We start from the raw sequence: 13,367 nt of genomic DNA, 5'->3' as shown, positions 1-13,367 counted from the left end.
CGTTGATATTGCCACTCTTGTCGACGAGCAGCTCGTTGATGTCGCCGAGCTTCTCGTAGGCCTCGTTGTAGACGTTCAGGCCCAAGAGCTTCGAGGCGCGCCAATATCCCTTGAGCGCGATCTTCGCATCGGCTGGGTGGGTAGCCGCCGGCGCGGCGCGCTCGGCCGGCTGAGTGGATTGCGCGTACGCAGCGCCGCCGATCACAGCAGTGCCAAGCAGAACGACGGCAAGAAAGCTTTTCATCGATTATCTCCTCCAACGTGAGCCAACATCCGTACAGATGCCGGCGCCAACGCCCGGGGCTGCCACTTGTTCCTGAATTGACTCTGCTCAGAACGGTGCTCTCGCGAAGGATTCGATAAGCGCGGCGGCCCCGGCGTGGGCTACCGACGTTCGGTGGTTACAAGCCGGACGGGAATGCGCTTACCGTCGGAGCGGAGGCAAGCTTCCGAGAAATGCGGCCAAACCTGCTTCGAACAGTCTCCCGCTTCCTTCCCGGAATCGCTTGCCGGCTGGACCTGCGGCTGCGGAGGATACGCCTCATCCGCAAGAGCCGCCGTCGCTGCGAGCAGAACGAAAGCTGCCGTCGCGGAAATAATGGTTTTCATGCGTGTCTCCTCGATCGCTAACTCAACGATCGGAGCCCGAAGCCGTTCCGATGGGTCGAGAAGACTGTGCTGCCCCCTTCGCGAATCCTTCGTCTCCTCCAGGCATCTGAACACTCTCAGCTGCGCGACCTCCGCGAGCGACCAACTCGCGATATCGGATCTCGTACTCCCCCGCCATCCGGCTCGCGGCGAAGCGCTCCTCGAACCGGGCGCGGACTGCTCTTCTGTCCAGCCGGCCCAGGTCGTTCACCGCCGCGATCGCCTGCTCCTCGTTCTCGACGATAAAGCCGGTCACGCCGTCTTCCACCACTTCCGGCACCGAGCCCGAGCGGTAGGCGATGACGGGCGTCCCGCACGCCATCGCTTCGATCATGACGAGCCCGAAAGGCTCCGGCCAATTGATCGGAAACAGCAGCGCGGCGGCCCCGGCGAGGAAGAGCTGCTTCCTGACTTCGTCCACCTCGCCAACAAGCCGGACCTCTTCGCCATCGATGTTCGGTTCGAGCTTCTGCTTGAAGTAGGCCGTCTCCGCGCGAGGTATCTTGGCGGCGATCCGCAGCGGCATCCGCGCGGCCCGCGCGATACGTATGGCGGCTTCCGGTCCCTTGTCCGCCGTCAGCCGGCCGAGAAAAGCCAGGTACGAACCATGGTCGTAAAAGGGCCGAAACAGATCCTTGGGCAGGCCGTGCCGAATCGTCGCGATCCAGTTCGCATCCGGAAGCGGCCGACGCTGGTTGTCGGAAATCGAAACAAAGCCCGCGTTCGGAAAGGCCCCGATCACCTTCGATAGACCGGGAAAGTCGAGGCGGCCGTGCATCGTCGTGAGGAAAGGCACCCGGGTCCGGCTGAGCACGGGAAGTGGCAACCAATCGACGTGGGAGTGGATCACGTCGAAGTCGCTCGCGCGCTCGGCAATGGCTTCTATCAGCAACGCACAGGCGGCGTTCGGGTCCGCGCCCCTCCGGCCCAGGCGCAGTGCGCGCGGCCACACCGGGCGCAGCTTTCCTTTCGTCTTCGAATCTCCGCTCGCGAACAGGGTGACGTCGTGTCCGAGGCCGACCAGCTCGTCCACCAACCAGGCGATCACCCGCTCCGTGCCCCCATAAAGCTTTGGAGGAACGCTCTCGGCCAACGGGGCGAGCTGGGCAATCCGCATCGGCTAGGCCCCGAACATGAGCCGCAGGATCGTCACGATACCCGCGGAAACAAGGGATGAAATCGCAAGCAGCGTCCAACTGGGCCTTATGCTCCCGCGAACCACGCGCGCGACGAGCATCTTCATCCCCATCAACACTCGTCTTGGGGAAGCCCGTGCAGGTAGGCTATTCCGTAGCTGGCGAGTGCTTCGGAATCGCTCTCTCGCTCTTCCCCTCTCCTTTGTAGGTGGCGCTCGAGCAGGCAGCGACGGCTGTCCTGTGGATCGACGTCGGAGTGCCTCGCCCGGTACACCGTCCAGGCGGTCTCCGCGGCCCTCTTCAAGGCGACTTCGTCGACCATCTTCACCTCCGGCGACCGCACCAATCGCTGGCAACTCAAGAGAGTTCGGAAAGTTTCTAGTTTTTCCCGGTCGTCGCGGGCTCGGCAGAGTAAAGGCTCAAGAAGGTCGGGGCGCCTTCGCTCTGGCCCGTTCGCGTGYGGCTCGACGGCGCTGCAGGCGTTGGCTTCGGCCGGACCTTCGGCAGGCAAGAAGCGGGGCGCAGGCGCTGCAGCCGACGGCCTACAAGGGGCATCTCGATCCCCGTCCGCGTCTCGGAAGGTTTGGCTTCCATGAGCTCGAGCTCGACACTTTCAAGTGACGCTGCCCTGGCGGCGAGCTCCCATCGCCCCCACGCCCACCGATAGCAACCATCGCCTATTTTTTCCGTTATCGGAGGGGCGCGAGCAACGTGAAAGGAGTTTCGATCAAAAAGATTGCAAGGTCGGCTCTGATGGTCCGCGCTCTTGGTCTGAGTTCGTTCGCGGCGACTTCGACTACGCTTCAAGATCTGAAACATGTCGCGGGTTTGCATGGTAAGCAGAAATGCCGGACGAACGTACCCGCTTACTTGAGGAGGCGTTGCGGCGTTTGGCTGCGTCCATAAATGATCGAGATGCAGCCGCGAAGATCGAGGCGCTGGCTGAGGACTATGAAAGGCGCGCCGCGGCGCTCCGCGTTTCCAAAGAAGCGAACCACCCAAAGGGTTCGAACGAGCCCTGATTGCGACAAGCATCCGACTGTGTTCAGCAAGCCCACACCTCTAACAAGCCTACACCTTTAACGAGCCAGACGTCGGATTGCCTTAGCCGCCCGGCGTGGACCATGCCATCCGAGAAACTTTAGCTCCTTGTTCTCAAGCGCATTCGTCGCTCGAAAGAACTGTTCAAGGTCGTCGCGCGCATGGGACGGCAGCTTGCGAATATCCTTGAGATCCGTTTCGAGCGGCGATCGGTCAGGCACGGCGAACACCCGGTCGTTTCGCTCTTTCTTGCCTTTGCTTTTTTGCTCGACTTCGAGAATGCCGACCGGGCGACAGCGGAGCACGACGCCCGGATAGGTCTGCGCGTCATGCAAGATCAGCACATCAAGCGGATCGCCGTCCTCGGCTTTGGTCGAGGGAATGAAGCCCCAGTCGTAGGGATAGATCAGACCTGCCATCAGCGGCTTCGCCAGAGCAAAAACACCAAGCTTGGGATCGAAATCAAGTTTGCACGAGCTGCCCCGCGGCGTTTCGACGACGGCGAAGATATTATCGTCGTCGGCCCAACTTGGCAATTTCGTCAGATCGGTCATCGCAACAGTCAATCACGCATTTCGCACCGGCAACGGGGACGGGCCCGACGAAGTCGCGTCGGTCAGGCCCCCTGCTGACATCACGCGGCGGTGGACGCTTTCTTGTTCACGCCCTTGCGCAGTGCGACGGTATTGAGCTTGGTATTCGCCGCCTTCTCTTCGTTAAGATTTGTGGTCAAAAAGCGCACGATATCGTCGTGGCCAAGTTCTTCCGCCCAGGCAAGCAGCGTACCKTAACGGCATATCTCGTAATGCTCGACGGCCTGCGCGTTCGCGACGATCGCCGCGTCAAGCACCGTCTTATCTTCGATCTCGCCAGCCGTCTCATTCGCTTCCTTGATCAGACCATCGATAGCGGGACATTGCGTGCCGCTCGGCCCCTTGCCTAGCTTCTCAAAAGCCTTTTCGAGACGCTCGATCTGCTTGTTGGTTTCTTCCAAATGGTTCTTGAGGCCAGCTACCAGATCGCGGTTGGTGGCCTTCTCGATCATTTTCGGGAGCGCCTTTATGATCTGCTGCTCGGCGTAATAAATGTCCTGCAAGCCGTGTAGCAGCAGGTCATCCATTGTCTTGATGTCTTTCGTGAAGAATCCCATGGCTTCGCTCCTCGTTCTTAAAGCATGGGAACGCGCGCTTGCGAACCTTGTTCCTCCGCGGGTCCGCCCAAGGACCACCCCTCGCGTCTTCGGGATTGACGAATCTCGCTGCACGGGAACGGGGTTGCGGCGGCCGGCCGCGTGGCAAGAAGGAACTCTAGCATCAAGCCGGTGTTTTGCTTTTTTGCGGAGTCTTGCATGGTCAGCACCTCGCTATGGATGGATACCGAGATATTGCCGGAGGCGAGTACGCTCAAAGGTGATGTGCATTGCGATGTAGCTGTTGTCGGCTCGGGGATTGCCGGCCTGTCGACCGCCTACGAGCTCTCCAAGCTTGATCGGTCGGTGATTGTCATCGACCGTAAGGGCATCGCGAGCGGCATGACGGCGCGCACCTCGGCGCATCTTGCGCCGCTTTGCGATGATTTGATGAGTGAATTCAGGAAGCTGCGTGGCCCGGAAATCGCAAAGCTGTTCTACGAAAGTCAGGCGGCGGCCGTCGACCGTATCGAGGAAATTCAGGCGAGCGAAACCATCGCCTGTGACTTTCGGCGTCTCGATGGGTATCTCTTTCAGGGCCACGGCATGCCGGCCGATGTGCTCGATGAGGAGCTGGAAGCGGTGCGCGAAGTCGGTGCGCCCGTCCATCGGCTGGTCGGCGTTCCACTCAAGGGATGTGAGAACCGTCATGTGCTTCGCTATCCGCGCCAGGCGACCTTCCACCCGCTCAAATATCTCGCCGGCGTAGCCGCAGTTTGCCAGACCCACGGCGTCCGCTTCTTCGCTAACAGTCCGGTCGAAGAGGTTGCGCAAGGGGATGGCGCGGTTACGCTGCGAACCGCACAAGGACAGATCACGGCCGGTAACGCCGTGATCGCGACCAACGCCTCAATTGCCGACCGCTATCAACTGCATTCCAAAGTCGCTCCCTACCGCACCTACGTGCTTGCTTTCGCGATCGCACGGAGCGAATTCCCCGACGCGCTTTATTGGGATACCGAGGATCCCTATCACTATGTGCGGCTGCAACCAGGTTCCGACGAGCATGACGTCGTCCTTATCGGCGGCGAAGACCACAAGAGCGGCGAAGCAAATGACGCCGAGAAGCGCTTTGCCAAATTGGAGAGCTGGGCGCGCGAATTGATCCCTGCCCTTGGCAGGATCACACACCGCTGGTCCGGCCAGGTTCTCGACACCATTGACTATGCCGGCTTCATCGGCTGCGAGCCTGGCAGCGAACGCATCTACCTCGCGATGGGGGATTCGGGTCAGGGGCTGACCCATGGCGTGATGGGCGCGATGCTGAACACGTCCCTCATTCTCGGCGAGCACAACCCCTGGAGTGCCGTATATGCGCCTGGCCGCACACCACTTGCGGCCGCCAGGAATTTCCTGCGCGAGAACCTGACCATCCTACAAAACCTTGCCGAGTATGTGGCACCGGGTGAAATTGCCTCCCTTGAGAAGATTGAGCCGGGTGGGGGCGCCATCCTACGGCGGGGCTTCGAAAAGATTGCCGCCTACAGGGACATGGCCGGCGAACTGCACCTTCATTCGGCAAGCTGCACGCATATTGGTTGTCATCTGCACTGGAACAGCTTCGAGACCTGCTGGGACTGTCCATGCCACGGCTCGATCTTTGCGCCAAACGGACAACCGATCAATGCGCCAGCCGTGGCTGCCTTGCGACCCGTGAAAGTCTAGCGAAACTGGTTCCATGCTCAGGAGAGTTTCATCTTCAAGGACGAAGACATCGAGCAAGATGATTTGCGCAGCTCCCGCACACCTTGGGCAGCCCTGCCTCCGCCACCAATGGAGGCTATCGCCGACAGCTTTCGTTGCCAGGCTCTGGTCATCGGCGCCGGCATAACCGGCGCTCTGGTGGCCGAACGCCTGACACGACAAGGCTATCAGGTGGTCATCATCGATCGCGAGCTTCCCAGCCTCGGCAGTACAGTTGCGAGCACCGCGATGCTGCTCTGGGAGACCGACCGTCCTCTCTTTGAACTCGCGCAGCTCTATAACTTCGAGAAAGCCGTCCGCTGCTATCGGGCCAGCCACCATGCCGCGCAGGGCCTTTTGTCCCTGGTCGCACGTCACGGAATTGCGTGCCAGATGCGGCCACGCCTTTCTCTCTATCTGGCCGTCGATGACAGCCCGAAGGTTGTTCGGGATGAATATGCGCTGAGGAGCCGCGCTGATCTGCCGACACTGTTTCTCGATCATGCCGAGCTGCTCAACCGGTTTGGAATCGCGCGGGCGGGCGCCCTTTTGTCAAGGGACGCAGCCGACGCCGATCCGGTACAGCTCACACGTGGCCTGCTTGAGGTCTCTCTTCAGCGCGGCGCCCGCCTCCTGAAGGCCAACGCGGTTACGTACGACAGCGCGGCGTCAACTGTGACCGTCGGCCTGGAAAACGGGCTTTCGATCGAAGCGCACCACGTGGTGCTCGCGACCGGCTATGTGATGCCGGGTATCGTAGGCTCCACATCGCACCAGCCGGCCTCCAGCTGGGCAATCGCGACCCGACGGCAGCCGAACGCTCTGTGGCCCGAGCAAGCGCTGATCTGGGAAGCGACCCGCAATTATCACTATGCGCGCACTACGCCGGATGGCCGCGCCATCTTTGGCGGCGAGGACGATGATGCAATCATCGATCCTGAAGCTCGCGCTGCCGCGACGCCGGCAAAGGTAAAAGCGCTCAAGGAGCGCTTGAATGCGCTTTGGCCCCGCGCATCCACCGAGCTGGCCTTCAACTGGTCCGGCGCGTTCGATACCACCCGTGACGGGTTGCCGCTAATTGGCGCTGTGCCCGGCTACAGGAATATCCTTGCCGCTTTCGGCTATGGCGGCAACGGGATTACCTTTAGCTTCCTCGCGGCGGAACTGCTGTGCACGCTGCTTTCAGGAGGCTCTTCGCCCCTGCTCGACGTTCTTGCGCTCGACCGCGATCTCCCCAGCTAACGACGCGCTATCAGATAGCCAAGCATGAAGGCGACGAGGAGCGACGGCAGTGGGGTCTCCCGGACCACATCGCGCAGAAAGGCGAGCGCTAGTCCGAAAAGTTGAAAAACGCGGTCAAGACGCCGATGATAGTTCGGACATCGACCTGCTCTGCTATTGCGAGTGCATCATCGACCTCAATTCCCCGGTACCGGACGGTGCTCTCGATTTTGGTGTGCCCCGGCGTGGGAGCACGACGGACCTGTTTTCGTTTGAAGCCTTTGAACGAGCTGGCCATTGGGCTTGCGATGATCGGAGGCGAGTTTCGCCAGGAATTTCTTGCCCTCCACGATGCGGTGACCGCTCTCGACGTGACGCCCCGCCTTGCGCGAGCTGCTCGTCCAAGGTCATTGGATGGCACCATCCCCCCTTGAAAGGCGTCCCGGAGCATCTAGATAACATCCCTATACCATCCAGTGGGATGGCAGATGGATGGATGGTTCTCTATGGCCGCTAATGTGCACGAGCTGCGATCCAAGTCCCCCGACACCGAGAAGATCACGATCAACCTTGGCTACGTCGACCTCGGTCATGTCGATCTTATGGTGCAGGAAGGGTTCTATTCGAACCGGACCGATTTCATCCGGACAGCAATCCGGAACCAGCTCGAGCGACACGTAGAGGTCGTCAGACAGTCCACGGCCCGGAAGAACCTGGACCTCGGCCTGCGCAACTACACTCGCGAGGATCTCGAAGCGGCGCGGCGCGCCGGCGAGATGCTGCAGATCAATGTTTTGGGCTTAGCCACCATCGCCCAGGACGTCACTCCCGAGTTGGCTCGCGCCACAATCGCGTCGGTCTCGGTGCTGGGGGCCCTTCACGCCACTCCCGCGGTCAAGGCCGCTCTCGCCGACAGAACGAGGTGAACGATGCTGAATCAAGACATAGTCCGCGAAGCAACCCGCCTCACGCGTGCCGGCCAACTGGTCGAGGCCACCGCGCTGCTGCAGCGCATGCTCCAGGGCGGTAGCGCTCCAACGCCGGAGTCGCGCAGCGCCTCTCAGGCTCGGCTCCCGCGGCTCGATCCGCTTACCATCGACGCCACGGCCAACGTCGTCGAGGAGCGGGAAGCTCCGCAGATTGCGCCGATCCGCTCTGCACAGGGACGCAGACGCTCCCTACCGCTCGACGGCATGCGGGATTTTTCCGGGCTCGGCCTGCGAAGTCCGATCACGCGCGCTCCTCTGTCCCCATCGGACATCGTGCCCGAGGGCACACGGTTTATCGCCGGTACCTTCAGTAACGCCGCAGGAAGCCGGACCTACAAGCTGTTCATCCCAAGCCGCTGTCAGGGACAACGGCTTCCCCTGATCGTCATGCTTCACGGCTGCACCCAGTCGCCGGACGATTTCGCGGCCGGCACCCGAATGAACTTCCTGGCAGAAGAGCAGAATTGCTTCGTGGTCTATCCTGAGCAGCCGAGCGGAGCCAACCAGTCGAAGTGCTGGAACTGGTTTCGCACGGGCGACCAGCGCCGCGGCGGGGGCGAGCCCTCGATGATCGCCGGCATTACCCGCCAGATCATGCGCGACCATGTGATCGATCCGAAGCGCGTATACGTCGCRGGTCTGTCGGCCGGCGGGGCCGCTGCCGCCATCATGGGCGCAACGTATAGCGACCTGTACGCGGCCRTCGGTATTCATTCAGGCCTCGCGTGTGGAGCCGCGAGCGATCTTCCCTCCGCGTTCGCAGCCATGCGGCAGGGAGGCGGCTCCAAGGCAGTTGCGGACGGCAAAACTTCYGTACCGACCATCGTTTTCCATGGCGATCGCGACACTACGGTGCATCCGAAGAATGGCGATCAGATTATCGAGCAGTCCGCCAGGGCAACGAGKCCGACGACGAAGGTACTTCGCGGACGCGTACCCCACGGCCATGCCTATACTCGCACCATCCTGATCGACGGGGCCGGTCGGGCGATTTCCGAACACTGGAACATCGATGGCGCCGGACACGCGTGGTCAGGCGGCAGCCCCGCCGGGTCCTACACTGATCCGCAAGGGCCGGATGCGACGAGGGAAATGCTGCGCTTCTTCCTCGAGCATTCGCTCGGTGGGTARTCTGGCTTCACTGGGCGCTCAGGTTGTCCTCGAGCACATCGCCGAGTTTCCTGATCAGCTTGGCGTCGCCGAAGCCGGCCTCTATCCGCCAGCGCGGGGCGCGACGGGCGAGAAACAGGTCGCWTAGATCACCGGGCGTTTGSGATCATCCTCTCGGCAACGTTCGGCCCGTTGAACATAGGTCAGGAAGATCGCCAGTTAGACGTTCGTTGGTTGGAGTTGCTACCTAAAATCATCGGCGGCATCGCAGAACGTGCAATGATCTCAGTTCATGCGGGACTCCARYAACGCACGGTTTGGAACGCCACGTCACAAAGCCTGTTGTCCTYTCAGAAATGACCGTTGTGGTCGCCYCCCCATTTCTTGGAGCGTCAGATGAGCAAACGCAAACCGGCGACAGCGCCAAAGCGCGCCCGCAATCCGAAAATGGCCGCGCGGGCCCAACGGAACAAGCAGGCCATTGTTAGAAGCCCGCCTGAGCTTCATGATGATCCTAAMYACGAGGTTCCTATCATTGAGCCTCGGGTGGATGCCTTACCAGATGACCTCAGTCAGAGCATGACCGATAGCGATCCAACGAAAGGCTTTGCTTTGGCGACGGCAAACATGCAGGCGTATCAAGCGAAGCTTCTTGAGATAGCCGGGGCCAACGCGCAATTTGCTTTTGAATTCGGCCTGAGACTTGCGACGATCAGGTCACCAACTGAATTTTTCGGCGTCATTACGGAGTTTACAAGCAGACGGGTCGATATGTTCGGGCAGCAATCGAACGAACTGGCGGCATATCCGTACTGGCGCATCAAGCCGCCCCGAGAGCTCACGGCTCTGCCGGAACGATAACTGCAAACCTGCTGCGGCAAAGGATGGACGCAAATGCGGATCACGCACGCGCCGATTGCTTGCTTTCGGCTGGGGAGCGCCGCTCACAACGAGGGAGCGGAATGTAGCGGGCTCGGCGCCGCTGATCCGAGGTAATACCCGCCATCGCGAACATAGCACAACCGAATCTGTGCTGCTGATCTTTTGGCCGGACTCGTCGTTCTGATCCTCGGCAACATCGCGTTTCGTGTGGCAGCGGAGCGAAATCATCCGCCGATCGGCGTCTTTACCGAGTGCGAATGGGGCAATGCCGCCGCGCCTTGCGTGGTCCGGAGCGGCACATGATCGAAATCTCGTCCTAAGCAGTTTGATCGACCGCCTAGCCCACAACATCGCGTCGTTTGCTTCGATCGGCCAGGAGTGCGCTACAGCGACCGTCCGTGCACGCGCATCTTGGACGGCCACAACGCAAGCTTCCTCACGCTGTTCGCGCCGCGTGCGGTGCGGCCCGCTCAATTCCTCGACGTCGGTTTCCAGCCATAGGACTGGCGCGGAATTTGGCCAGTGACGTCGATGTCCTTCTCGTCAGAGAGGCGCCACGCCGCCACTCCAAAGCAGACGGTCAAAACTACCGCGGTAACTAGCAGAAGCGTCGACAGAAACTGGCTCACTCCTACACCCCTGAACGTGGCGCGTGGCTGAGCGACCATGAACTGTCGATTCGGAAAATACAGACGCGCTGACCTAACGGCAGAATGTCCCTAAGCTTCTGCGAGGGAGAGCGCATGTTGCTCGTGAGTTGTACCGTTATCCGCTCCAAGCAATGCGGCCCTCTGCGGTAATTCGGTAATAGGCGAGCCATTGACGAGGCCGTTGTATTGGATGTGAAGAGCGAGCAGGCCAGGTTTTGATATTGAAGGAAAGATTTGGCGCCGCATTCGCTCGATGTGCACGCCAACGGGATTTTAGTTCCCAACAACTTAATGAAAATGAAGAATCTCCATCCCGCCTTTGACCCCCGGTGTGGCAAGCCAGCTACAGCAACGTACGCGGGACCGACGTACCGTTGATCGGCAGGTGGGCAAACACGCCGATTCAATGAACTCGTTATCTCTGGGGAGACTGGAATGAAGAAACTTATCGCGGCCGCGGCCGGAACATTAGCTCTGGGTCTGGCGGCTCCCGCCAGTGCGGCGGATTTCGCTGCACGTCCCTATACCAAGGCTCCGCCGCCGATGGTCGCCGCCATCTACGACTGGAGCGGCTTCTACATCGGCATCAACGGCGGCTGGGGTACGAGCCGCAATTGCTGGGACTTCGTCACGCCGGTCGTCGGCACGCTGGTTGACGACGGCTGTCATGACTCATCGGGCGGCACGATCGGTGGTCAGGTCGGCTACCGCTGGCAGTCCAGCAATTGGGTGTTTGGCGTGGAAGGCCAAGGCAACTGGGCTGACTTCAGCGGAAACAACATCAGCCCGACTGCTCCAGGTCAGCAGAACCGTACGCGGATCGATGCGTTCGGCCTGATTACCGGCCAGATCGGCTACTCCTGGAATAACGTTTTGTTCTACGTGAAGGGTGGTGCCGCCGTAGTCGACGACAAATACGACCTCATCGTCGCGCCAGGATTCGTGGGTGCAGGCACTGTCTTCGGTTCGGCCCGCGACACCCGCTGGGGTGGAACGGTCGGCGCGGGTGTCGAATTTGGCTTCGCCCCGAACTGGTCGGTGGGCGTCGAGTACAATCACATCTTCCTTGGCGATCGTAACGTCGACTTCAACTTCGCCGGCGCGTTCGTTCAGACCGAACGCGTCAGCCAGGACGTCGATATGGCCCTCGTCCGCGTGAACTACCGTTGGGGTGGCCCGTCGATCGCCAGGTACTGATAAGCTTCATCAATATCAATAAAAGTAAAGGCCGGCTCTTTGAGCTGGCCTTCTGCTTTGGGAGGCTCGAAATGAGGAACACCTACAGGCCAGTCATCCCTTCTCAGCTCGCCGCTGTTAAGCCAGCATTCGCCTCGGCTAAGCCTGCTTTGCTTATGCATCGTGGGAGTTGCCGTTGTTGTAGCCCCTTGGAGCTTATCGCTTATCCCATACTGGAAACTATCGGGTGCAGTTTGACCGAGGAGCATCAAAGCTTCACCTGCGGAGATAGTTGGGTCAGTCACTTCATCTCGCCCCTTCTCAACCTGCCAATGCTGTTCTCCAACGCGCGAGAGTTTACCTTCGGGGCCCGAGCGTCGTTCGGTCGAGGATTCACGATCTACTTGTTCGACGCGATCTTCATTCTCGCGCTGGCATATCCTCTACTGATACTCTTTTCGCGGAAAGGCGGTCGGCATCTGGTCCACCCCCCGAAAGCAGACAGACAGCGATCGTTCCCCGACATCACACGATGTCCGGTCTCCCGCAGACAGCCGACATGGTGACGGCACCTGCTCGGGGCCATGGGTGGAAAGCATCGACACTGGCCCAGACAACCAGCGCAGATGAAGCTCTCTCGAGTGCACGAACTTTGTCGAATTGTTCATGCTCGATTTGGGACGGGGCTAGTCGAGGGCTAAGCGTTCGGCCAGCCCTCGGTACGCTCGCCATTCAAAGTATTATTCCCGGGCTTCTAGCAGTCCGCCGCCTTTTTCTGGGACGGTGCCGGCTCGGCCGCGCCAGCCGTTGCCTTCTTTGATTGTTCAGTGGGCGCGGGGCGTGTCTGCTCGATCGTGCCTGCCGTCCTATCCGGTGACTGCGCGGAGGGTGCGGGTTGGGTCGCCGTTGATTGCTCGGCAGCGGTAGGCTGGCTCTGCATCTGGCGCTGCGCGTCTTCCGACGATGTTGCGGTATGCTCCGTGACTTTGCTCATCGAAGATGTCGGCGGATGTTCCTTGGAATCAGTTGCCGTGGATCCGGTGGTTTGTCCGGTATAGCCCGGGACGCTCCCTGATCCTGCATCGCGACTTGCCGTGTTGCAGGGGCCGGCAAGCACCGAGCTGGTGCTGAAGGCGAGCACCGCGCCCAAGATCATAAGCCTGGTAGTGGTCATAGCCCTCTCCATCGTTGAATCTGAACGATAGAACAAAAGTATGGGGCCTTCTGTTCCTGACGCTGTGAGAGCGCGCCAACATTGGACGAGTGACTGAGTTCCCCTGCTCAAGATCGTACCGCGCGTCATCGCGCAGAAGCGGTACGACAGCTTTACCGCCCCTTTGGCTTCGAGGCCCCGAGCGATTTGAGCTGGCGTAGGTCGTTCGGCGCCTCCGCGAGCAGCCAGTCGCGAAAGGTGTCAATCTTTGGCAGCGACGCGGACGCTTTAGGGCGACTATCCAATAGCTCTTGGACAGCGGCAACGACTCCAGGACAGGCAACACCAGCCGACCGTTGATCAGATCCCAAGCCGCCAGTGTCGTGCGAGCAAGAGCGATACCCTGCCCGTTGATCGCGGCATCGATAACCATGCTCGCACGATTGAGCACGGGACCGTGTGTGACATCGGCGTCGTCGATGCCAACGC

At 60.5% G+C, this 13,367-nt stretch carries 12 protein-coding genes; 6 read left to right on the top strand and 6 right to left on the bottom strand.

The features are described 5' to 3' along the window. The 5 genes from AC1D00_RS07365 to AC1D00_RS07345 all read right to left on the bottom strand — a co-directional run. A partial coding sequence (locus tag AC1D00_RS07365; RefSeq protein WP_477010204.1) for a PRC-barrel domain-containing protein occupies positions 1-244 on the bottom strand: 244 nt, incomplete at its 3' end. 387 nt (positions 245-631) lie between these two features. After that, positions 632-1,765 (bottom strand): glycosyltransferase family 4 protein, encoded by a 1,134-nt coding sequence (locus tag AC1D00_RS07360; RefSeq protein ID WP_477010203.1) that lies wholly within the window; start codon positions 1,763-1,765, stop codon positions 632-634. Positions 1,766-1,896: 131 nt separating this feature from the next. Next, on the bottom strand, positions 1,897-2,106 hold the full coding sequence (locus tag AC1D00_RS07355; RefSeq protein ID WP_135178290.1) for a hypothetical protein: 210 nt from the start codon (positions 2,104-2,106) through the stop codon (positions 1,897-1,899). A 757-nt stretch (positions 2,107-2,863) separates the two neighbouring features. Continuing rightward, positions 2,864-3,379, bottom strand: a complete 516-nt coding sequence (locus AC1D00_RS07350) for an inorganic diphosphatase (RefSeq protein ID WP_477010202.1) — start codon at positions 3,377-3,379, stop codon at positions 2,864-2,866. 80 nt (positions 3,380-3,459) lie between these two features. After that, entirely contained in the window at positions 3,460-3,975 is a 516-nt protein-coding gene (locus AC1D00_RS07345) for a YciE/YciF ferroxidase family protein (RefSeq protein WP_477010201.1), read from the bottom strand. Positions 3,976-4,173: 198 nt separating this feature from the next. Between AC1D00_RS07345 and AC1D00_RS07340 the strand changes: the two genes are divergently transcribed. From AC1D00_RS07340 to AC1D00_RS07315, 6 genes are all read left to right on the top strand, one after another. Next, positions 4,174-5,679, top strand: coding sequence for an FAD-dependent oxidoreductase (locus AC1D00_RS07340; protein ID WP_477010200.1), 1,506 nt, complete (start codon positions 4,174-4,176; stop codon positions 5,677-5,679). Positions 5,680-5,787: 108 nt separating this feature from the next. Beyond that, on the top strand, positions 5,788-6,939 hold the full coding sequence (locus AC1D00_RS07335) for an NAD(P)/FAD-dependent oxidoreductase (protein ID WP_167771449.1): 1,152 nt from the start codon (positions 5,788-5,790) through the stop codon (positions 6,937-6,939). Positions 6,940-7,424: 485 nt separating this feature from the next. After that, on the top strand, positions 7,425-7,844 hold the full coding sequence (locus tag AC1D00_RS07330; protein WP_027544978.1) for a CopG family transcriptional regulator: 420 nt from the start codon (positions 7,425-7,427) through the stop codon (positions 7,842-7,844). A gap of 3 nt (positions 7,845-7,847) precedes the next feature. Continuing rightward, positions 7,848-9,038 (top strand): extracellular catalytic domain type 1 short-chain-length polyhydroxyalkanoate depolymerase, encoded by a 1,191-nt coding sequence (locus AC1D00_RS07325; protein WP_477010205.1) that lies wholly within the window; start codon positions 7,848-7,850, stop codon positions 9,036-9,038. 375 nt (positions 9,039-9,413) lie between these two features. Beyond that, complete coding sequence (locus AC1D00_RS07320; RefSeq protein ID WP_477010199.1) at positions 9,414-9,878, top strand: phasin family protein; 465 nt, start codon at positions 9,414-9,416, stop codon at positions 9,876-9,878. A gap of 1,106 nt (positions 9,879-10,984) precedes the next feature. After that, positions 10,985-11,746 carry an outer membrane protein gene (locus tag AC1D00_RS07315; RefSeq protein WP_477010198.1) on the top strand — a complete coding sequence of 254 codons (762 nt, stop codon included), beginning with the start codon at positions 10,985-10,987 and terminating at the stop codon, positions 11,744-11,746. A 733-nt stretch (positions 11,747-12,479) separates the two neighbouring features. Here AC1D00_RS07315 and AC1D00_RS07310 read toward each other — a convergent pair. Next, positions 12,480-12,899 (bottom strand): hypothetical protein, encoded by a 420-nt coding sequence (locus AC1D00_RS07310; protein ID WP_209312155.1) that lies wholly within the window; start codon positions 12,897-12,899, stop codon positions 12,480-12,482. Between the last annotated feature and the right edge of the window lie 468 nt (positions 12,900-13,367).

It is taken from the genome of Bradyrhizobium sp. P2_E8 (assembly GCF_056403875.1).
Note: the sequence above shows the minus strand (reverse complement) of the source record. Positions and strands in the feature narration are given on the sequence as shown.